The 20,572-nt window shown below is 70.4% G+C and carries 15 protein-coding genes and 1 pseudogene; 13 read left to right on the plus strand and 3 right to left on the minus strand.

The window, feature by feature from the left end:
* Window positions 1-4: 4 nt before the first annotated feature.
* The 11 genes from IG194_RS30970 to IG194_RS31020 all read left to right on the plus strand — a co-directional run bounded on the left by IG194_RS30970 (window position 5) and on the right by IG194_RS31020 (window position 16,428).
* Window positions 5-985, plus strand: coding sequence for a 2-hydroxyacid dehydrogenase (locus tag IG194_RS30970; RefSeq protein WP_043271648.1), 981 nt, complete (start codon window positions 5-7; stop codon window positions 983-985).
* The gene (locus IG194_RS30975; protein WP_009622317.1) at window positions 982-1,284 is read left to right on the plus strand and encodes a Dabb family protein; all 303 of its coding nucleotides are present in this window, start codon (window positions 982-984) and stop codon (window positions 1,282-1,284) included. The genes IG194_RS30970 and IG194_RS30975 overlap by 4 nt, the downstream gene beginning before the upstream one ends.
* 1,180 nt (window positions 1,285-2,464) lie before the next feature.
* On the plus strand, window positions 2,465-4,165 hold the full coding sequence (locus IG194_RS30980) for a long-chain-fatty-acid--CoA ligase (protein WP_082657067.1): 1,701 nt from the start codon (window positions 2,465-2,467) through the stop codon (window positions 4,163-4,165).
* Window positions 4,166-4,199: 34 nt separating this feature from the next.
* A complete protein-coding gene (locus tag IG194_RS30985; protein ID WP_058073126.1) occupies window positions 4,200-5,003 on the plus strand; it encodes a lipase family alpha/beta hydrolase in 804 nt (267 codons plus the stop codon).
* Window positions 5,004-5,133: 130 nt separating this feature from the next.
* The gene (locus IG194_RS30990; RefSeq protein ID WP_237143042.1) at window positions 5,134-6,744 is read left to right on the plus strand and encodes a WS/DGAT/MGAT family O-acyltransferase; all 1,611 of its coding nucleotides are present in this window, start codon (window positions 5,134-5,136) and stop codon (window positions 6,742-6,744) included.
* Between the two features lie 89 nt (window positions 6,745-6,833).
* Entirely contained in the window at window positions 6,834-8,189 is a 1,356-nt protein-coding gene (locus tag IG194_RS30995; RefSeq protein ID WP_064987603.1) for an MFS transporter, read from the plus strand.
* Window positions 8,190-8,304: 115 nt separating this feature from the next.
* Window positions 8,305-9,741 carry an amidase gene (locus tag IG194_RS31000; protein ID WP_064987602.1) on the plus strand — a complete coding sequence of 479 codons (1,437 nt, stop codon included), beginning with the start codon at window positions 8,305-8,307 and terminating at the stop codon, window positions 9,739-9,741.
* Between the two features lie 55 nt (window positions 9,742-9,796).
* Complete coding sequence (locus tag IG194_RS33205) at window positions 9,797-12,373, plus strand: LuxR C-terminal-related transcriptional regulator (protein WP_058489883.1); 2,577 nt, start codon at window positions 9,797-9,799, stop codon at window positions 12,371-12,373.
* Between the two features lie 599 nt (window positions 12,374-12,972).
* Window positions 12,973-13,920 carry an alpha/beta fold hydrolase gene (locus IG194_RS31010; protein WP_058489884.1) on the plus strand — a complete coding sequence of 316 codons (948 nt, stop codon included), beginning with the start codon at window positions 12,973-12,975 and terminating at the stop codon, window positions 13,918-13,920.
* Window positions 13,921-14,071: 151 nt separating this feature from the next.
* Window positions 14,072-15,739: a methyl-accepting chemotaxis protein gene (locus tag IG194_RS31015; RefSeq protein ID WP_082996299.1), complete on the plus strand. Its 1,668-nt coding sequence runs from the start codon at window positions 14,072-14,074 to the stop codon at window positions 15,737-15,739.
* Window positions 15,740-16,257: 518 nt separating this feature from the next.
* Entirely contained in the window at window positions 16,258-16,428 is a 171-nt protein-coding gene (locus IG194_RS31020; RefSeq protein ID WP_009622326.1) for a hypothetical protein, read from the plus strand.
* Here the strand turns inward: IG194_RS31020 and IG194_RS31025 are convergent.
* Window positions 16,404-17,636 carry a CynX/NimT family MFS transporter gene (locus tag IG194_RS31025; RefSeq protein ID WP_058490993.1) on the minus strand — a complete coding sequence of 411 codons (1,233 nt, stop codon included), beginning with the start codon at window positions 17,634-17,636 and terminating at the stop codon, window positions 16,404-16,406. The genes IG194_RS31020 and IG194_RS31025 overlap by 25 nt on opposite strands.
* Window positions 17,615-18,070 (minus strand): nucleoside deaminase, encoded by a 456-nt coding sequence (locus tag IG194_RS31030; RefSeq protein ID WP_058489885.1) that lies wholly within the window; start codon window positions 18,068-18,070, stop codon window positions 17,615-17,617. Before IG194_RS31030 ends, IG194_RS31025 begins: the two co-directional genes overlap by 22 nt.
* A 112-nt stretch (window positions 18,071-18,182) precedes the next feature.
* On the opposite strand from IG194_RS31030, the gene IG194_RS31035 reads away from it, so the two are divergent.
* The gene (locus IG194_RS31035) at window positions 18,183-19,181 is read left to right on the plus strand and encodes a LysR family transcriptional regulator (RefSeq protein WP_318652536.1); all 999 of its coding nucleotides are present in this window, start codon (window positions 18,183-18,185) and stop codon (window positions 19,179-19,181) included.
* Here IG194_RS31035 and IG194_RS33405 read toward each other — a convergent pair.
* A pseudogene (locus IG194_RS33405) lies at window positions 19,171-19,350 on the minus strand (hypothetical protein); the annotation flags it as partial. The gene IG194_RS31035 and the pseudogene IG194_RS33405 overlap by 11 nt on opposite strands.
* Between IG194_RS33405 and IG194_RS31045 the strand changes: the two are divergent.
* Complete coding sequence (locus IG194_RS31045) at window positions 19,340-20,437, plus strand: FUSC family protein (RefSeq protein ID WP_009622331.1); 1,098 nt, start codon at window positions 19,340-19,342, stop codon at window positions 20,435-20,437. The pseudogene IG194_RS33405 and the gene IG194_RS31045 sit on opposite strands and share 11 nt — an antisense overlap.
* The last annotated feature ends 135 nt before the right edge of the window (window positions 20,438-20,572 follow it).

Consider the following 20,572-nt stretch of genomic DNA (forward strand, 5'->3'; position numbering starts at 1 on the left):
AGCGATGAACACCACTCCCTGCATCGCCCTGTCGCGCCAGGTACCCGATGCGCTGTTGGGAAGCCTGCGCGAAAGGGCCGAGCTCCGCATGCCCGAACGCGGCCTTCCGGATGACCTGGGCGAGCTGCTGAGCGGGGCCGACTACGCCCTGGTGCTGCCCGCCGACCGCATCGACGCCGCCCTGCTGGAGCGCTGCCCGCGCCTGAAGGTGCTGAGCACCGTCAGCGCCGGCTTCGACCACATCGACGTGGCCGCCTGCACGGCCCGCGGCATCCGCGTCTGCAACACCCCCAAGGCGGTCGCCGCGGCCACCGCCGACCTCGCCTTCGGCCTGCTGCTGGCCGCGGCCCGGCGCATCGTCGAGGCCGACGCCTTCGTCCGCGGCGGCGGCTGGCGCGCCGACTCCTCGCCGCTGTTCGGCCAGGACGTGCACCACAAGCAACTGGGCATCCTCGGCCTGGGCAGCATCGGCATGGAAGTGGCCAAGCGCGCCCGCGGCTTCGACATGGACGTCACCTATTGCAACCGGCGGCGCCTGCCGGTGGAGGAAGAAGTCCGGCTCGGCGTGCGCTACCTGGACTTCGACAGCCTGCTGGAGCAGAGCGACGCGCTCATCCTGCAGCTGCCCTACAGCGCCGCCACCCACCACATCATCGGCGCGCCGCAGCTGGCGCAGATGAAGCCCGAGGCCATCCTGATCAACACCGCCCGCGGCGGCCTGGTGGATGAAACCGCCCTGGCCACGGCCCTGCGCGAAGGCCGGCTGGCGGCGGCCGGGCTGGACGTCACCGAAGGCGAGCCGGCGGTGAACCCGGCGCTGCTCGGCCTGCCCAACCTGGTGCTGTCGCCGCACAACGGCGCCTCCACCCGCGAGACGCACAAGCGTATGACCCTCGAGGCCTTCGACAACCTGCTCGACGCCCTGCAGGGCGCGCCGCTGCGCAACTGCATCAACCCGCAACCAACAGAGGAATGCTGCCCATGAGCGTGCATTGCGTAGTCGTGTCCTGGCTGAAAGAGCCGGGCAACCTGGAACACATCGCCCAACTGACCGCCGCCTGCGAAAGCCTGCGGCAGATCCCCGGCGTCAGCGAAGTCCGCTTCGGCCCCCGGGCCAACCTGGGCGGCGTCGGCTCGGACGACAGCTTCGACTTCGCCATGATCATCAGTTTCGAGTCGTTCAAGGCGGCCCAGGACTATGGGCCCCATCCCAACCATGTGCAGGCGGCGCAACTCACCGTGCAACTGGCGGAGCGGTTCCAGAGCTTCTATTTCGAGACCTGAGTTAATCGCGGACGGAGTCCGTTCCTACGGCGCCTGGCACAGGGGTCGACCGTAGCGGACTCCGTCCGCGATTTGCGCGCAGGGCGCGCTCCTGCAGTCCAGGGAGGCATGGTGTGTTTCCTGGGAGCGAGCTTGCTCGCGAACAGTTTCCCGGTGGCGTGGATGTTGGGTGCAAGAGCGCCCTCTCCCCAACCCTCTCCCGCAAGCGGGAGAGGGGGCTGTCCTGAGCGATGCGTCGGTCAGGCGCAATCCTCCCACCCTCGTCATTCCCGCGAACAGCGCTTGCGCTGCCTTGGCTTGGGTGTTTCTGCGCCGCACCGAGTCTGCCCAACCGTCTTGTTTCGCCCCCTCGGGCGAGTCCCTTTTGTCAAACGCCACAAAAGAAACCAAAAAGGCTTGCCCCGCCATACGGGCCCGATGGAGCCGGGCTACCCTCGCGAATTCCCCCGCCACGGAGGCCCGCCCCGAGGGTACGTCCCTGTAGCCCATCGGGGCTCTCGCGACATCCATGTCGCATGACCTCCTGAGCGCGGGTTTCGCTCGGCCTTCTGAAGGGGCGTTTCGGTGCGCTCGGCTATTTCTCTGGAAATCCAAGAGCAGACGCGCTTTTGCTTTTCGTAGGAGCGAGCTTGCTCGCGAACCCAGCAGTCACTGGGTTATTCCCCTTCGGGCCAGCGCAAGCGCTGTTCGCGATGGAGCCGCGTCCCGCGTTCGCGGGAATGACAGGGGTCGTGAGGAGTATCAGGATGACTCTTGACTCCCCGTCCACTCCGAACGGCCCCCTCTCCCGCTTGCGGGAGAGGGTTGGGGAGAGGGCGCTCTTAACCCCAGCGCCTACGCCCCCGGCAAACCCCATTCGCGAGTTCAAGCTCGCTCCTACAGGAAACACCCCCCCGCCAACCTGCAGGAGCACAACGCGAACGGCGGACACAACAGCCTCAAACCACAACTGCTTATCCCCCCACGCCAACCACCCCATAACCCCCATGAATCCCCCACCCTCCACGCCGCTGATCACTCCAGAACCCCCGCCCCAGAGCCTCTCCAGCCCCCGCTTATCAGCCTTTGGCACGAACGCCAGCCCCCACCATCGGCACTTTCTCCAAGCCGCAAATTCCGGACAGTTCATACAAGCGCCGCAGCCTCACCATGCTTGCAAACAATAAGGAGACACCAGCAAGTGCAAACCCCCTGGACTCGCTCATACCCTGCCGGCGTGCGCTGGAACACCGACCTCTCCGGCCTCAGCGTGCTGGACATGCTCGATGACTCGGTGCGCCGCTGGGCCGACCGCCCGGCCATCGACTTCATGGGCCGCAACATCGACTACCGCGAACTCGCCTCGCTGATCGACCGCGCCGCCAAGGGCCTGCAGGACCTGGGCGTCGGCCCCGGCGTTCACGTCGGCCTCTACCTGCCCAACGTGCCGCAATACGTCATCACCTTCTTCGCCATCCTGCGCGCCGGCGGCACCGTGGTGAACTACTCGCCGCTGGATGCCGGCGAGGTGCTCGCGCACAAGATCGAGGACAGCCGCACCGACATCCTCGTCACCCTCGACCTCAACAGCCTCTACCCGCTGATGGCCCGCCTGCTCGACAGCACCCGCCTGCACACCCTGGTGGTCGGCTCGCTGGGCGAGTTCGGCGCGCAGCCGCGGGAGATCCGCGCCCGCCTGCAGCAGGAGGGCCAGCTCGCCCAGGTGCACTACAGCGAGCAATGCCTGCCCTTCGAACAGTTGCTGGACAACGAAGGCGACTGGCAGCCCCACACCCTGCCGCCGCTGGACGAGGCCCTGGCCGTGCTGCAGTACACCGGCGGCACCACCGGCCTGCCCAAGGGCGCCATGCTGACCCACGCCAACCTCGGCGCCGCCGCGGCCCAGGTGATGATGATCAACGTCGACAACGACCAGCGCCTGCACGAAGGCCGCGAGAGCATCCTGGTGGTGCTGCCGCTGTTCCACGTCTACGCCATGGTCGGCTGCCTGCTGTTCCCGGTGGCCGCGGGCGCCGAAATGCGCCTGCACACGCGCTTCGACGCCGGCGCCGTATTGCGCGACATCCACGACAACCGGGTGAGCTGCTTCCCCGGCGTGCCGACCATGTTCACCGCCCTGCTCAGCCACCCGCAGGTGAGCGAGTACGACCTGCGCTGCCTGAAGATCTGCGCCTCCGGCGGCGCCCCGCTGCCGGTGGAGCTGATGCAGCAGTTCAAGGCCCTGACCGGTTGCCAGATCACCGAGGGCTGGGGCATGACCGAGACCTGCACCGGCGGCACCTTCACCCCCGCCGAGCGGCCCCAGGCCGGCTCCTGCGGCGTGCCGCACATCGGCGTGGACATCTGCTTCCTCGACCTGGAGGACCCCGGGCGCAAGGTGCCGCCGGGGCAGAACGGCGAACTGGCCATCCGCGGGCCGAACATCATGCGCGGCTACTGGAACAACCCCCAGGCCAGCGCCGAGTCCTTCACCCATGACGGCTACTTCCGCACCGGCGACGTCGGCTACATGGACGCGGACGGCTACATCTACATCGTCGACCGCACCAAGGACATGCTCCTGTGCGGCGGCTTCAACGTCTACCCGCGGGTGATCGAGGAAGCCATCTACGCCCACCCGGCGGTGGAGGAAGTCATGGTCCTGGGCATCCCCGACGCCTACCGCGGCCAGTCGCCCAAGGCCTACGTCAAGCTGCGCCCCGGCCACCCGGCCTTCGACCTCGACGCGCTCAAGGACTTCCTCAAGGACCGCCTGGGCAAGCACGAGATGGTGCAGGCCCTGGAAATCCGCGCCGACCTGCCCAAGACCGCCGTGGGCAAACTGTCCAAGAAGCTGCTCAAGGACGAAATCGCCGCCGCTCAAGCGAGCGCCGGTAACTGAACCCGTAGTACCCCCGTACAAGGAAACCGCCATCATGCCCGCCGCTTTCTACGAGTCCCTCACCGCCCCCTTCCGCCGGCACCCGGTGGAGCGCCGTCCCTCGCCCATGCTCTGGGCGCTGGAGTCGCGCGCCCTGCTGGAATGGGCCTCGATCCCGGCGGCCATGCCCTGGCTGCTGCTCAACGTGCCGCGCGGCGATGGCCACAGCGTGCTGGTGCTGCCCGGGCTGATGGCCAACGACTGCACCACCCTGCCCCTGCGGCGCTTCCTCGACAACCGCGGCTACGACACCCACGGTTGGGGCCAGGGCCTCAACCGCGGCCCCAGCCGTGGCGTGGTCGAGCGCCTGCTGGCGCAGCTGCAGGAGCTGCACGAGACGTCCGGGCGCAAGGTCAGCCTGATCGGCTGGAGCCTGGGCGGCATCTTCGCCCGCGAACTGGCCCGCGCCATGCCCGCCAGCGTGCGCCAGGTGATCACCCTCGGCAGCCCGCTGTACGGCCCGCCGCAGACCAGCACCAACGCCTGGGAGCTGTACCGCCTGGTGCGCAGCTTCAATCGCGAGAGCGAGGAGCGTGGCGAAGAGGCGCCGCCGGTGCCCACCACCTCCATCTACAGCCGCGCCGACGGCATCGTCGGCTGGGGCGGCAGCGTCGAGCGCCGGGGGCGCCTGACCGACAACATCGAAGTCAACTGCGCCAGCCATATCGGCCTGGGCGTACACCCACTGGTCTGGTACGCCATCGGCGACCGCCTGGCGCAAGCGCAGGACCAGTGGCGGAAGTTCCGGCCGCGTGGCCTGAAGCGCGCGCTCTATCCCTTCCACGCCCCCCGGCGCTGAGGGGAACACCGGCCCGGCGGCAATGGGCCTTGCGAGTACTTTCCCTGCAACGACAAGAACGAAGGTTGGTGATGCAATGAAACATTTGAGCGGGATGGACGCCTTGTTCCTACACATGGAATCGGCCGAGATGCCCACACACGTCGGTTCGCTGCATGTGCTGCAACTCCCCGAGGGCTATGACGGCGACTTCTTCGAGGAGGTCAAGCAGTACCTGACCGGGCGCCTGCACCTGGCCACGGTCTTCACCCGCAAGCTGGCGTTCATGCCCTTCGACCTGTCCGACCCGGTGTGGGTGGAAGACGAACAGCTGGACCTGGAGCACCACATACGCCACATCACCCTGTCCAAGCCGGGCAGCAACCGCCAGCTGCAGCAGGCCGTGGCGCGCAGCCACGCCAGCCTGCTCGACCGCAGCCGGCCGCTGTGGGAAGTCACCATCATCGACGGCCTGCGCAGCGGCGAAGTGGCGCTGTACGCCAAGGTGCACCACGCCAACGTCGACGGCCAGGCCGGCATCGAGCTGGTCCGCTCGCTGTTCGACGACGTGCCCAGCGGCCGCGTCATCCCGCCGGCGCAGCCCAGGCTGCGGCGCAACCAGTACCAGCTCGGCGTCGCCGAACTGGCCGGGGCGGCCATCGGCAATGCCGGCCGCCAGTACGTCAAGCTGGCGAAGATGCTGCCGGACATGCTGCGCGCCGGGCGCAGCATGCTGCCGGTGATCGGTGACGGCAACCTGCGCAACTGGCGCAGCCTCGACCCGCGCAAGCTGCTGGCCCCGCGCACCCCGCTGAACGTGGCTATCACCAACCAGCGCAGCTTCGCCGGGCGCACCGTGCCCCTGGCCGAGATCAAGGACATGGCGCGCCAACTGGACGTGAGCTTCAACGACGTGGTCATGGCCACCGTCTCCGGCGCCCTGCGCCGCTACCTCAAGGCCAGCGGCGAGCTGCCGGAGAAGCCCCTGACCGCCGCCGCGCCGGTGAGCCTGCGCGCTCCCGGCGACGACACCGCCAACAACCAGGTGAGCATGCTGGTGGTCGACCTGGCCACCGACGAGGCCGACCCGCTGCAGCGCCTGCAGCGCATCAACGCCTCCTCGACGCAGCGCAAGGCGGCGATGAACAAGTTCCGCTCGGCCATCCCCATGGACTTCCCGATCTTCGCCGCGCCCTGGCTGCTCTCCGGCATGGCCGCCATGTACGGCCGCTCGCGCCTGGCCAACTGGATGCCGCCGCCGGCCAACCTGGTGATCTCCAACGTCACCGGCATCCCCGCCCAGCTGTACTTCGCCGGCGCCAAGGTGCTGTGCTACTACCCGGTGTCCATCCCCTCCCACGGCATGGCGCTGAACGTCACCGTGACCAGCTACCACGACCGCCTGGACTACGGCCTGATCGCCTGCCGCCGCGCCCTGCCGGACCTCAACGACCTGGGCGACCACCTGCTGGCCGAACACCGCCGCCTGCTCGAACTGGCGCGCAAAAAGGCCGCCGCGGCAGCGCAGGACAAGGGCGGCGACAAGCCGGCCAGCCAGAAGCACAGCGCCGCCGCCAAGGCCGTCGCCAGCAAGCAGGGCGAAGCCGCGGACAAACCGGCAGCCAAGGCCGGGAACCCCGCCAAGGCGCTGCCCAAGGCCCGGCCGGCGGCCCCGCCGCGGCGCAAGGCGAACGGCGCCGCGGCGCAACAGCCCAGCCCCGCGCCGCAGCCGGCAGCGGCCGAAGCCACACAGGTCCAGTGATCCCGGCGCCGGCCCGCCGCGCGGCGGCCCCACGAGGGCCCCGTGGCGGCGGCCGGTAACCCGCGGTAGACCCCACCCCGGAGCCTCGCATGTCCACAGTCATCAGCGCCCCCGCCGCGGCACAGGCCGCCCTGGCGCCCCAGGGCGACGCCGAAGCCGTCTACGGCAAGATCACCCGCCGCCTCATTCCCTTCCTGTTCATCTGCTACCTGCTGAACTTCATCGACCGCGCCAACATCGGCTTCGCCCAGTTGCAGATGAAGACCTCGCTGGGCTTCAGCGACGCCGTCTACGGCCTCGGCGCGGCCATGTTCTTCGTCGGCTACGTGCTCTTCGAAGTGCCCAGCAACATGCTTCTGCAGCGCATCGGCGCGCGCCTGACCATCATGCGCATCATGCTGCTCTGGGGCCTGGCCTCCAGCGCCACCCTGCTGGTCACCACGCCCACCCAGTTCTACGTGGTGCGCTTCCTGCTCGGGGTGTTCGAGGCCGGTTTCTTCCCCGGCATCGTCCTCTACCTCACCTTCTGGTACCCGCCGCAGCGCCGCGCCCGGGTACTGGCGTTCTTCTGCATGGCCCAGGTGGCCGCGGCCTTCATCACCAGCCCGGTGTCGGGCTGGATCCTGAAGAACCTGCACGGCGCCCACGGCTGGGAAGGCTGGCAGTGGATGTTCTTCATCGAGGGCATGCCCACGGTGCTGCTCGGCCTGCTGGTGCTGTGGCTGCTGCCCAACGGCCCGCAGGACGCCAAGTGGCTGACCCCGGACGAGCGCGAACTGGTGCGCCAGGGCGTGCAGGGCACCACCGGCGCCGACGTCGACGGCGGCGGCCACGGCAAGGGCGCGCTGGCCGCGGCGCTGCGCGACCCACGGGTCTACCTGCTGGCCTTCGGCGCCTTCGTCTCCGGCTGCGCCGGCTACTTCCTGGCCTTCTGGACGCCGACCATCATCCGCGAACTGGGCGTGGCCGACCTGCAGCTGGTCGGCCTCTACGCGGTCATTCCCAACGTCTTCGCCCTGTTCGCCATGTTCTGGTACGGCCGCCGTTCCGACCGCCGCGACGAACAGCGCCTGCACTGGGCCTGGGCCTTCGTCGTCGCCGCCGCCGGCTTCCTGCTGCTGGCCTGGGCCATCGGCAACGGCAGCCTGGCCTGGACGCTGGTCGCCATCAGCACCGGCGGCTCGGCCCTGGTGGCGGCCACTCCGGTGTTCTGGGCCATGGTCACCCGCTACCTGGCGCGCGAACGCGCCGCCGTCGGCATCGCCCTGGTCAACACCCTGGCCAGCGTCGCCGGCATCAGCCCGGCCGTGGTCGGCGCCATCAAGACCCGCACCGGCAGCCTGGACGACGCCATCTACCTGCTCTGCGCGCTGTTCGTGATCGCCGCCGTGGCCATGGCCCTGGGCATGCGCAAGGCCCTGGCGACACCGCAGCAGCCGGCCTGAACCGGCCCCGAGGAACAGACATGTCATCGCCGATCCACGCACCCGCCTGCTTCGCCCTACGCTACAGGCATGCCCGTGACCCATTCCTCGCCGCCGCCCGCACAGGAGCCCCCGCATGAACGATTCGCTGCACCTGCTCGACGCCACCGCCCAGGCCCAACTGGTCTACCGCGGCGAAGTCACCCCGCTGGAACTGGTGGACGCCGCCATCGCCCGCATCGAAGCGCACGACCCGGCGCTCAACTCGGTGATCTGGCGCCAGTTCGAACTGGCCCGCGAGCGCGCCCGCGGCCCGCTGCCCGGCGGCCCCTTCCGCGGCGTGCCCTTCCTGCTCAAGGACCTGGCCGGCGGCGCCGAGAGCGGCCAGCCGCTGTCCTACGGCAGCCGCCTGGGCCTGGGCAACCGCGCCGACCACGACACCGAGCTGGTGCGCCGCTACCGCGCCGCCGGGCTGATCACCGTCGGGCGCAGCAACACCCCGGAATTCGGCATCACCCCCACCACCGAGCCGGCGGCCTTCGGCCCCTGCCTCAACCCCTGGAACCTCGGCCTCTCCGCCGGCGGCTCCAGCGGCGGGGCCGCCGCCGCGGTGGCCGCGCGCCTGGTGCCCATGGCCCACGCCAGCGACATCGGCGGCTCCATCCGCATTCCCGCCTCGGCCTGCGGGGTGTTCGGCCTGAAGCCCAGCCGCGGGCGCAACCCGGCCGGCCCCAAGGTCGGCGAAGGCACCGGCGGCCTGCCCGCCGAGCACTGCTGCTCGATCTCGGTGCGCGACAGCGCCGCCCTGCTCGACGCCACCTCGGCGCCGGACTACGGCGGGCCCTACGTGGCCCCGTTCAAGGCCCGCCCCTACCTGCAGGAAGTCGACGCGCCGCACCGCCGCCTGCGCATCGGCCTGCTGCGCACGCCGCTCACCGGCATCGACGTGCATCCCGACTGCCTCGCCGCCCTGGAATCGGCCGCCCTGCTCTGCCGCGGCCTGGGCCACGAGGTCACCGACGAGGCGCCGACGGTGAGCGACATGCCCGCCGTCGGCCAGGCCTTCGCCCGGCTCTTCGTGGTGTCCGCGGCGCTGCACCTGCGCAGCCTGGAACAACAGGTGGGCCGCCAGGCCGGCGAGCACGACATCGAGCCGCTGACCCGCGCGGTGGTCGGCCTGGCCGGCCAGGTCAGCGCCACCGACTACGTGCTGGCCCAGCGCACCCTGCAACGCATGGCGCGGGAGATCGCCGCCTTCCACGAGCACTACGACCTGATCCTCAGCCCGACCATGGCCTGCCCGCCGAGCGCCATCGGCGAACTGGCCTTCCGCGAGGGCGAGTCCATCGAGGCCTTCTTCGCCCGCTCGGGCCCCTTCGCCGCCTTCACCTCCGTGTACAACGCCACCGGCCAGCCGGCCATGAGCGTGCCGCTGCACTGGACCGCCGGCGGCACGCCCATCGGCGTGCAGTTCGCCGCGCGCCTGGGCGACGAGGGCACCCTGTTCCGTCTCGCCGCCGAGCTCGAACGCGCCCGTCCCTGGGCCTCGCGCCTGCCGCCGCTGCGCGGCTGAGCCGGCAGCACATCCGCATCAGCGCCCCGGCAGCCCGGGGCCAGGAGTTCCGCAGATGAATTCGCACCCCAACCTCCACGCCATCGCCAGCCGTCCCGCCCCACGCCCCCTCAGTGGCGCGCTGCCGCTGCTGCCGGCCCGCCACGTGGCGCGGCCGCGCCTGCTGCAACGCCTGCTCGGCGGACGCCAGCGGGTGAGCCTGCTGCACGCCCCCGCCGGCTTCGGCAAGAGCGTGCTGCTCAACGAATGCGCGCGCCAGGCCGGCCCGCGCGGCCGCGTCGCCTGGCTGGACCTGCGCGGCCGGCCGCTGCAGGAGGGCGACTTCCTCAGCCGCCTGGCCATAGTGCTGGACCTGGACCCCAGCGCGCGGAACTGGCAGGAAGACCTGCAGCGCCTGCTGGAGGGCAGCGCGCAACCGCTGTGGATCGTGCTCGACGACTACCCGCGGCAGGGCGATGCGCAGCTGGACGCCTGCGTGGCCCGCCTGCTGGAGACCAGCGCCAGCGACATCCGCTGGTGGATCGGCTCGCGCCGCCGCCCGGACTGGAACCTGCCGCGCCTGCTGCTGCAGGGCGAGCTGCTGGAGCTGGATGCCAGCGACCTGGCCCTGGACCACGACGAACTGGAGCACCTGCTGCGCAAGCAGCAGGCCGAGGCGAGCGACGGCGACAGCGTCGACCTGCTGAGCCACAGCGCCGGCTGGCCGGCACTGCTCGGCCTGCTCGCCTTGCAGGGCCGCATGCGCTGGCCCGAGGCCGGCGGCGGCCTGCTGCACGACTATCTGCGCCGCGAGGTGCTCGCCCCGCTGCCGGCGCAGCTGCGCGGCGCCTTGCGCGTGCTCAGCCACCTGCCCCGCTTCAAGGCCGGCCTGTGCCGGCATCTGGGCTCGGTCGGCGAGGCGGCCTTCGCCCAACTGGGCCAGTTGCAGCTGCTCCGGCGCCTGGACGAGAACTCGGGCTGGTTCGCCGTCTGGCCGCCGCTCGCCGAGCTGCTGCGCCAGGAACAGGACGACGCGCCGCCCACCGTCGCCCTGCTGGAAGCCAGCCAGTGGTTCGCCGAGCACGGCGACCTGCGCCAGGCCACCCAGCTGGCCCTGGCCGCCGGCTCCATCGAACGCGCCGTGGCCTTGCTGCAGGACGCCAACAGCGACCAGATGATGGTCGAGCACAGCGCCGTGCAACTGCTGCGCTGGCGCGACGAACTGCCCGCCGGCCTGCTGCAGTCCAGCCCCAAGCTGATCCTCCTGGAAACCTGGGCGCTGATCATCTGCGCCCGCCTGGACGAGGCCATGGACTGCCTGCAGGCGCTGGCGCGCTTCCTGCCGCGGCCGGACGCCCACCGCCAGCGGCTCAGCCTGGCGCACTACCAGTCCATCCTCGGCGTGCTGCAACGCCAGTTCGCCCTGCCCGATGCGCGGCGCAACTGCAGCGACGCCCTGGAACACCTGGAGGAGCACTACTGGGGCCAGCACATCCTCTGCCACCAGGCCCTGGCCCAGCAGGCCATGGTCGAGGGCGACCTGATCGTCGCGCGGCAGCACTGCCAGGCCGGCCTGCGCCTGTCGCGGCGGCACGCCAGCCTGTGCTTCGAGGCCCTGCTGAGCGTCGAGCATATCCACCTGCTGGCCCTTTCCGGCGAGCACCACCACGCCCTGGACTACGCCGAGCAGATGCTCGCCGAACTGCGCAAGGGCACCCACGGCGGCCCCATGAGCGCCCGCCTGCACGTGCTGCGCGGCGAACTGCTGACCCTGCGCGGCGAGGACGTCGCCGCCGAAGCCGCTCTCCAGCAGGGCCTGCGCGAGGCCGAGGAATGCCAGGACGCCTACCTGCTCTATGCCTACCACGCGCTGATCAGCCTGACCTGCGAGCGCGGCGAGGTGGAACGCGCCCACCAGTTGCTGCTGGCCGCCGAGCGGCGCATGCAGCGCCTGTGCATCCCCGAGATCCGCTACCGCGAAGTACTGCGCCTGGCCCGCGCCCGCCTGTGGCTGGCCAGCGGCGAACCGGCCAAGGCCCGCGACGAGCTGTTCGGCGTGCTCGCCGAGCTGCGCCTCAACCCGCTGCTGGCGCCCACCGGCTTCTACGACCTGCAGTACCGCGTGCGCCTGCTGCTGGCCCAGGCCCATGGCGAGCTGGGCGAAACCACCCGCGCCAGCCAGGAGCTGCTGGCCCTGCAGCGCGACTGCCAGCGCCTGGGCCTGCGCAGCCTGGCCTGCGAAAGCCAGCTGCGCCTGGCCGAAGCCCTGCACGGCCTGGACCCGGCCGCCGCCGAGGAACACCTACGCGAAGCCCTGCAGGACTGCCGCCGGCTGTCCCTGCTGCGCCCCCTGGCAAGGCTGCAACGCAAGGACGCCAGCTGGTCGCGGCAACTGCTGGCGCAACTGCCCACGGCGCCCCAGGCCCAGCCCACCGCGGCCCCCGCCCCGGCGCCGACGGAAATGCTCAGCCAGCGCGAACTGGAAGTGCTGGAACTGATCGCCCAGGGCTGCTCCAACCAGGAAATCGCCGAGCAGCTGGAAATCTCGCTGCACACCGTGAAGACCCACGCCCGGCGCATCAACATCAAGCTGGAAGTGGAAAGACGCACCCAGGCGGTGGCAAGGGCCAAGGCGAGCGGGTTGTTGGCTTGACGGGGGGTCTTGGTGGGTGTTTTTTCCTGGGGGATCGGCGCACTGGGGTTAGTCCGCTCCCTCTCCCCAACCCTCTCCCTGAAGGGAGAGGGAGCTAGACCGTGCCGAGAGAAGGAATGGTTTCAGCCAGTAATCTCTGTGCCAGCCGGCTAACGCCGAAACACCAACGCACACCGAACGGTCCCCTCTCCCTTCAGGGAGAGGGTTAGGGAGAGGGCGCTCTTAAACCCAACACCGCAGCCACCGACAAACTCCATCGCGGACAAAGTCCGCTCCGTTGTTTCTGGGTTCCCGCATTCGCGGGAACCCAATAAACAGTTACCCCTACGGCACAGCCAGGCACGGCCTCTCGTAGGAGCGAGCCACCCTCTGCACCGCTTTTTCCCACCCCACCTGAACCTACCCCCCAACCCCGCCCCGGCACACACTATCAACCGGATCAGCGAGGCCAATCGCCCCGCTGCCGATCTGCAGCCTCCGCCGCCCCAACCCCGGTCGCACCCGGGATGGGTGCGGCGGCTTTTTTCCCGCAACTGTACTGGTAGCGCCCCATCGCCCGGCGCTAGAGTGCCTGCTGCGCAACGGGAAAAGAGAACGCCATGGGCCAGCCACTGACCTTCGACGCCACCGACGGCTACCCGCTCCGGGGCCGCCTCTGGCGCCATGCCGAAGCGGCGGCGCAGCCGCGCCCGCTGGTGATCGTCAACCCGGCCACCTCGGTGCGCAGCGACTACTACGCACGCTTCGCCGACTACCTGCACGGCCAGGGCTTCGACGTGCTCTGCTACGACTACCGCGGCATCGGCGGCTCGCGCCCGGCCTCGCTGCGCGGCTTCTCCGCCAGTTGGCTGGACTGGGGCCGCCTGGACTTCGAAGGCGCCCTGCAATGGGCCCTTGCCAACGCCCCGCAGCAACCCATCCAGGTGGTGGCGCACAGCGTCGGCGGCTTCCTGGTCGGCCTGGCCCCTTCCAACCACCTCATCCAGCGCGTGTTCAGCATGGGCGCGCAGTTCGCCCACTGGCGCGACTACCACCCGCAGCGGCGCCTGCGCATGCTGCTCAAGTGGCACCTGGCGATGCCGGTGCTCAGCGGCCTGTTCGGCTACTTCCCGGCCAAGCGCCTGGGCTGGATGGAAGACACGCCCCACGGCGTGGTGCGCGACTGGACGCACCGCGCCCCGCGCTTCGAGGACGCCTACCGGCGCGGCCCGCGGGCCATGTCGGCGGAAGAACGCAGGCGCCTGGTCGAAGGCTTCGCCGGGCTGCGCGGCGACACCCTGGCCCTGAGCGTGACCGACGACGAATTCGGCACCGGCCCGGCCATCCAGCGCCTGCTCGACTACTACCGCAACAGCCGCTGCCTGCACCTGCGCCTGCCGCCCCGGGCCATGGGCTTCGCCGGCATCGGCCACTTCGCCTTCTTCCACAGCCGCTTCCAGGACAGCCTCTGGCCCATCGCCCTGCGCTGGCTGCGCGACGGCGAGCTGGACGACAGCCTCGCCGCCTACCTGGTGCACCCGGCCCGGCGCCATCCGACGCCGGCCTGACAGCGAAATTCCCCAGGCAAATCAAGGCACTGCCCGACCGAAGGCAGTGATATCCCTTGGCCATTACACAAGACTGTCACATGGCTTTCATATGCTCTGCGCGTCCGAAACCCGCTCGCCAGAGCATCACAGCAGTCCGTGGTAGCCCGTGATGAAGACACTCCAAGCCCTCCTCGGCCGATTCGCCCGCTGGGAGCCCCTGCGGCGCCTGCGCATCGGCCAGCGTACCCTGCTCTGCTTCCTCTTCAGCGCGGTGCTGCTGGGAAGCGTCGGCGCCTATTGCCTGTACCAGATGGCGGCCATCCGCGCCCAGGGCGAGGCCATCGACAGCGACCAGCTGCCGAGCATCGCCCTGGCCGACAGCATCGCCCTCAACCTCGCCCAGCTGCGCGTGCGCTCCATGCAGCAGGTGGCCAACCCCGAGCCCATGGTGCGCAGCGGCAACAAGGTGATCATCGAGCAGTTGGCCCTGGATATCGAACAGGAATTCCGCGCCTACCAGACGCTGATCAGCGACGACACCGAGCGCGGCGCCATCGAGGCGCTGCACCAGGCCTTCGGCCAGTTCATCCAGACCATCCGCGAGGAACAGCAACTGCTGGAGCAGCAGAAGCTGGACGAGGCGCGCACCCTGCTGATCGCCAACATCGACCAGCAGGGCGAAGCCATCGACACCCAGGTGCAGCTGCTGCGCGAGCTCAACCGCCAGGCCGCGGACAGCGCCACCAGCGCGGCCGCCAGCGCCTACGCCCAGGCCCTGCGCATCGTCTGGGCGGCCCTGGGCGGCGCCCTGCTGGTCACCCTGCTGCTGGCCTGGCGCCTGACGCGCAGCCTGGTGCGGCCGCTGGCCGAGGCGCTGCAGGTGGCCGAGCGCATCGCCGGCGGCGACCTCAGCCAGGGCGTGCACAGCCGCGGCCGCGACGAGGCGGCGCAGCTGCTGGAGCGCCTGGGGCGCATGCGCGACAACCTGCAGGGCACCATCCGCCAGATCGGCGAGGCCGCCGAACAGCTGGCCACCTCCAGCGAGCAGATGAGCATGGTGATGGACGAAGGCAGCCGCGGCCTGCACCAGCAGCACGGCGAGATCGACAACGTCAGCCGCGCCATGAGCCAGATGAGCGCGGCGGTGGGCGACGTCGCCGAGCACGCGCAAAGCACCGCCGCGGTGGCCCGGCGCTCCAACGACGAGGCCCTGGACGGCCAGCGGCAGCTGGCCACCACCCTGGGTTCGCTGCGCGAGCTGGGCGCAGGCGTGCGCCACGCGGCGCAGCAGGCCCAGGGCCTGGCCGAGCAGACGCTGAACATCAGCAAGGTGCTGGACGTGATCCGCAGCGTCGCCGAGCAGACCAACCTGCTGGCGCTCAACGCCGCCATCGAGGCGGCCCGCGCCGGCGAGGCCGGGCGCGGCTTCTCGGTGGTAGCCGACGAGGTGCGCGCGCTGGCCAAGCGCACCGGCGACTCCACCCGCGAGATCGAACAACTGATCGGCGCCATCCAGCAAGGCACCGGGCGCACGGTCGAGGCCTTGCAGCAAAGCGCCGAGCAGGCCGAGCACACCCAGGGCCAGGCCAGCGCCGCCGACCGCGCCCTGGCGCAGATCATCGAGGCCGCGCGCAGCATCGACGAGCGCAACCGGCGCATCGCCGAATCGGTGGAACACCAGGCCGCCATGGCCCGCGACATCGAGACCAACCTGGGCAACATCCGCGACCTGTCCAACCAGAGCGCCGCCGGCTCGCAGCAGACCAGCAGCGCCAGCCACGAACTGTCGCGCCTGGCCGTGGACCTCAGCGGCCTGGTGCAGCGCTTCCGCCTGTAGAAACGACCGTGCGCCGACCTGCTCTTCGTAGGAGCGAGCTTGCTCGCGAACGGAAGGTACCGGTGACTTCGGCGTGTTCGGCTGACTCCGCTCCCTCTCCCTAACCCTCTCCCTGAAGGGAGAGGGGACCGTTCGGAGTGCGTTGGTGTTTCGGCGTTAGCCGGCTAGCACGAAGTTGCCGACTGACGCCAAATCCATTCTCGGCACGGACAAGCCCCCTCTCCCTTCAGGGAGAGGGCTGGGGAGAGGGCGCTCTTGCACCCAACACCGTAGCCACCGGTAAACTCCATTCGCGAGCAAGCTCGCTCCTACGAAAAGCGCATCGGCGCGGTCGGCAAGACTCTTGCGCCTGGGGTATGCCCATCTGTAGGAGCGCGCCCTGCGCGCGAATCGCGGGCAAGGCCCGCGCCTACACGAAAAGACCAGGTGCCATGACGCCGGATTTGCCCCGGATCAACCCCTTTCGAGCCGCAGCTGGCCTAGACTTGTCCTATCGACACAATGGATAAGGCCCACCCATGGACTCCTTCGGCGTCACCCTCGCAGTCATCATCTTCGGCATGTTCATGCTCGGCATCGGCTTCACCATCCGCGAGCGGGGCGCGGGCGTGCTGCTGATGTGGGTCGGCGTGCTGAGCATGCTGTCGATCATCACCTACCGCATCTACCTCGCCACCTCGGCGGTCTGAGCGCCGCGCCAGCCGTGCATCGCCCGGGCATAGCCGGCCGGGGCGAAGCGCAGGGTCACCCCCAGCATCAGCAGCACCGACAGTGCCAGCAGCGTCCAGGAAGCCTGGAAGCTGCCGGTGGCGTCGCGCAGCCAGCCGGTGACGTAGGGAATGATGCCGGTGATGATGAAGCCGATGCCCTGCACGAAGGCCGCCAGGCTGCCCGCCGGGCCGGGCTCGGCCAGGTGGTCGAGGGTCAGCGTCAGGCTCAGCGCGAAGCAGGCGCCCAGGCCATAGCCGATCAGCGCCACCCAGGCCGCCGGCAGCCCCAGGGGCGACAGCAGCAGCCCGGCGAAGCCGCCCAACTGGATCAGCAGGCACAGGCACAGCCAGGGCCGGCGGTCCGCCGAGCCACGGCTCAGGGCCGGCATGCTCAGCGCGCCAAGCACCTGGAAAATGGTCATCAGGCCGATCAGTTGGCCGCTGCCCTGGGCGCTCCAGCCCAGTTGCCGGTAGAACATCGGCAGCCAGGCCACCATGCTGGTGTAGCCGCCGTTGATCAGCCCGAAGTACAGCGCCAGCAGCCAGGCCCGGCGGCTGCCGAAGAAGTGTTCGCCACGCCGCGCCACGCTGGGCACCGCCGCCTCGCGCGGGCGCACCAGGGCCCACAGCAGCAGCCCCAATACGGCCAGCACCACCCAGGCGCCCAGGCCCAGCTGCCAGTGCCCGGAGCCACCGGCCAGCACCGGCGCCAGCACCGCGGCGGTGCCGCCGCCGGCCATCAGCGAGGCCGAGTACAGGCCCATGGCCGCCGGCACCCGCTGCGGGAACCAGCGCTTGACCACCCCCGGCACCAGGGCCTGGATGATCGCCACGCCGGTGCCGGCCAGCACCGCGCTGGCGATCAGCGCCAGGCCGCTGTCCAGCAGCAGGCGCCAGGCGCAGGCCACGGCGATGGCCAGCAGCCCGGCGAGCATGCCGCGGCTCTCGCCCAGGCGCGGGCCCACCCAGGGCAGCGCCAGGGCGAACAGGCCCATGCACAGCACCGGCAGCACGGTCAGCAGCGACGCACCCTGGAAGCCCAGGCCGGTGGCCTGGCGGATTTCCGCGAGCAAGGGGCCGATGGAAGTGAGGATCGGCCGCAGGTTGATGCCCAGCGCGACTATGACCAGCAGGCCGACCCAGCCGACCCGCGCCTTGTCGCCGCTCACCCCTGGTGCTCCCGCCAGAAGCCGTAGAGCCCCTCCTCGTCTTCCGGGCGCAGCGGCTTGAGCGGCAGCGCCTGCCACTCCACCGGCTGCGCCATCTGCGCGTACACCGCCGCGGTGGACAGCCCGTAGGGCTCGCCGTCGGCGTTGGAATAGGCGTAATACGCGGCGCTGACGCCGCTCAGGTGCATGGCCGCCAGGCACATCGGGCACGGGTGGCCGCTGGCGTAGATCACGCAGCCGTCCAGGCGCGGGCTGCCCAGGACGCGGCCGGCCTCGCGCATGGCCAGCAGCTCGGCGTGGGCGGTGGGGTCGTGGTCCAGGTGGATGCCGTTGGCGGCGCGGGCGAGCACCTCGCCGTCGCGCACCAGCACGGCGCCGAACGGACGGCCGCCGGCCTCGACGTTGGCCCGCGCCAGGGCCAGGGCTTCGCGCATGAATGCCAGGTGTTGCATGGGGAATCCTCCTCAGCGGGGCCCGTGTGGCGTCCCTTCGTCGAAAGGATTATCCCGGCCTGGCTTTGCATGGTGAAATTAAATGGAAAAATGACTTCCAGTGGATTTCCAAATGCTAGACCCGACCCTGCTGCGCAGCTTCGTCATGGTGGTGGACGCCGGCAACTTCACCCGCGCCGGCGAGTGGCTGCACCTCACCCAGTCCACCGTCAGCCAGCAGATCCTGCGCCTGGAGGAACAGCTCGGCTGCCGCCTGCTGGAACGCGGGCGCCGCCAGGTGCTGCCCACCGAGGCCGGCGAGCGCCTGCTGGGCTATGCCCGGCGCATCCTCCAGCTCGGCGAGGAGGCCCGCGCCGCCCTCGGCGAGGAACACAGCGAGGGCGTGCTGCGCCTGGGTATGCCCGAGGACTTCGCCGGCGAGCGCATGATGCCGCTGCTGGCGGCCTTCGCCACGCAGCGCCCGCGCCTGCGCCTGGAGGTTTCCAGCGGCCTCAGCCACGAGTTGCTGCGCCAGTACCGCAACGGCGAGCTGGACCTGGCCCTGGTCAAGCAATGGGGCGCCGACAGCGACTGCCTGGCGCGCTGGCCCGAGCCGCTGTGCTGGCTGGACAGCGCCGCCAACCCGGCGGCCGCCCGCGAGCCGCTGCCGCTGGTGGCCTTCCCGCTCGGCGCGCTGTACCGCCAGGAGATGATCCACGCCCTGGAGGCCCAGGGCCGGCGCTGGCGCATCGCCTACGGCAGCGCCGCCCTGGCCAGCCTGTCGGCGGCGGTGGCCGCGGGCCTGGGCGTCAGCCTGCTGCCGCAGCGCTGCCGGTCGCCGGGGCACCGGGTGCTCGGCGCCGCCGAGGGCTTCGCGGAAATCACCGGCCTGGAACTGGCGCTCTACGCCCGCGCCGACCTGCCCAGCGCCGGCCGCAGCCTGTGCGAACAACTGCGCGAGCTGTGCGCGCCTCCAGGCAGGCGTCGAGCACGGAGGAGAGCAGCGCGATGGCGAGGATGGCCAGGGCCACGGGATCACCAGCAGCGCCAGCCAGCCGATGTCCAGCCCGGCCGGCGACCACCAGGGGCAGGCCGAACGACAGCGGGCCGTAGTCGATGCCCGGCTGCATGAGCATGGCGTACATGCCCAGGTAGCGCATGCCGGCGATGCCGCAGCCCCAAGCGCCGGTGCCTTCAACCAGATGCATTTCCCTGCCGGGGCGCCGCCGGGTTTGCCGCTCGTCGGCCACAACACCTAAGCTGAGCAGGTCCACTCCGCGAGGAACCCCCTTGGCGAACATCCTGCAATCCCTGGCCCTGCCCTGGCGCCGCCTGGCCAACCCCTACACGCGCTACCGCTACGCCGCCTGGATCCACTGCGTGCGCGTCGGCCTGGCGTTGCTGGCCTCCATCCTGCTGACCACCGGCATCGACATCCCCCACGGCCTCTGGGCCTCGGTCACGGTGCTGGTGGTGATGGGCGGGCTGGTGCACCAGGGCACCATCCGCGGCAAATCCCGCGACCGCATCCTGGGCACCCTGCTGGGCGCCGCCGTGGGCCTGGCGATCATCCTGGTGCACAACCTCAGCGGCTCCAGCGTGCTGGTCTACCTGCTGATGTCGCTGGCCGGCGCCGTGGCCGCCTTCTACGCCATCCGCCGCCCCGGCTACGTGGCGCTGCTGGCGGGCATCACCATGTGCACCGTGGCCGGGCATGGCGACAACAGCATGACCGAGGGCCTCTGGCGCATGCTCAACGTGCTGATCGGCGTGGCCCTGGCGCTGGTCTTCGCGCAGATCTACCCGCTGCGCGCGGTCTACGTCTGGCGCTACCTGCTGTCGGACAACCTGCGCGCCTGCGCCCGCCTGTTCGGCCAGTTGAGCAGCAGCGCCGACCTGCGCGCCGAGCACTTCGCCAGCCAGTTGGAGGAACTGGACCAGCGCCTGGTGGCCTCCCGCGCACACCTGGCACCGGTGGCGCGGGAAACCGGCATGCCGCTGCGCGAGCTGGAACTGATCCAGCGCGCCCACCGGGCCATCATGGGCACCCTGGAATCGCTGCTGGCCTCGCGCCAGTTCGCCGCCCAGGCCGGCGACATCGCCCCGCCGCCCGCCGACCTGGAACCCATGCGCCAGGCCATCGGCCGCCTGCTGCTGCAATCGGCCCACGCCCTGAAATTCAGCCGCACCTCGCGCCTGGTGCAGGAGTGCCAGGGCAGCGGCCACCTGCCGCCGCGCCCGCAGAGCCTGGCCGGCTCCTTCGAGGTGCAGGGCTTCTACTGGCTGACCCTGCGCCTGTACGAGCAGGTGGAACAGCTCTCCGCACAACTGGCCGGCAGCGCCGCGCACTGGAACATCCAGAGCCGCGACCGGGTGCCGGCGCGGTGAGCCTTCGGGCGCCCACTGCGGTGTCGGGAAACTACAGCTCCAATTGCCCGGCGCTATGCCGAGCGCACTGGCGATGCGCTGTAGCGCGAAAAAAATGACACGTCCGGCAAAAGGCAAGGTCGAAACAGGCGTCAG

The sequence above is a fragment of the Pseudomonas sp. ADPe genome, from assembly GCF_014843515.1.
GTDB classification, from domain to species: Bacteria; Pseudomonadota; Gammaproteobacteria; order Pseudomonadales; family Pseudomonadaceae; genus Pseudomonas; species Pseudomonas citronellolis.

Bases quoted from the DNA above. Each gene is read 5' to 3' on its own strand.
- IG194_RS30970 (WP_043271648.1), top strand. From the start codon at position 5: ATGAACACCACTCCCTGCATCGCCCTGTCGCGCCAGGTACCCGATGCG.
- IG194_RS30975 (WP_009622317.1), top strand. From the start codon at position 982: ATGAGCGTGCATTGCGTAGTCGTGTCCTGGCTGAAAGAGCCGGGCAAC.
- IG194_RS30985 (WP_058073126.1), top strand. From the start codon at position 4,200: ATGCCCGCCGCTTTCTACGAGTCCCTCACCGCCCCCTTCCGCCGGCAC.
- IG194_RS30990 (WP_237143042.1), top strand. From the start codon at position 5,134: ATGCCCACACACGTCGGTTCGCTGCATGTGCTGCAACTCCCCGAGGGC.
- IG194_RS30995 (WP_064987603.1), top strand. From the start codon at position 6,834: ATGTCCACAGTCATCAGCGCCCCCGCCGCGGCACAGGCCGCCCTGGCG.
- IG194_RS31000 (WP_064987602.1), top strand. From the start codon at position 8,305: ATGAACGATTCGCTGCACCTGCTCGACGCCACCGCCCAGGCCCAACTG.
- IG194_RS33205 (WP_058489883.1), top strand. From the start codon at position 9,797: ATGAATTCGCACCCCAACCTCCACGCCATCGCCAGCCGTCCCGCCCCA.
- IG194_RS31010 (WP_058489884.1), top strand. From the start codon at position 12,973: ATGGGCCAGCCACTGACCTTCGACGCCACCGACGGCTACCCGCTCCGG.
- IG194_RS31015 (WP_082996299.1), top strand. From the start codon at position 14,072: ATGAAGACACTCCAAGCCCTCCTCGGCCGATTCGCCCGCTGGGAGCCC.
- IG194_RS31020 (WP_009622326.1), top strand. From the start codon at position 16,258: ATGGACTCCTTCGGCGTCACCCTCGCAGTCATCATCTTCGGCATGTTC.
- IG194_RS31030 (WP_058489885.1), bottom strand. From the start codon at position 18,070: ATGCAACACCTGGCATTCATGCGCGAAGCCCTGGCCCTGGCGCGGGCC.
- IG194_RS31035 (WP_318652536.1), top strand. From the start codon at position 18,183: ATGCTAGACCCGACCCTGCTGCGCAGCTTCGTCATGGTGGTGGACGCC.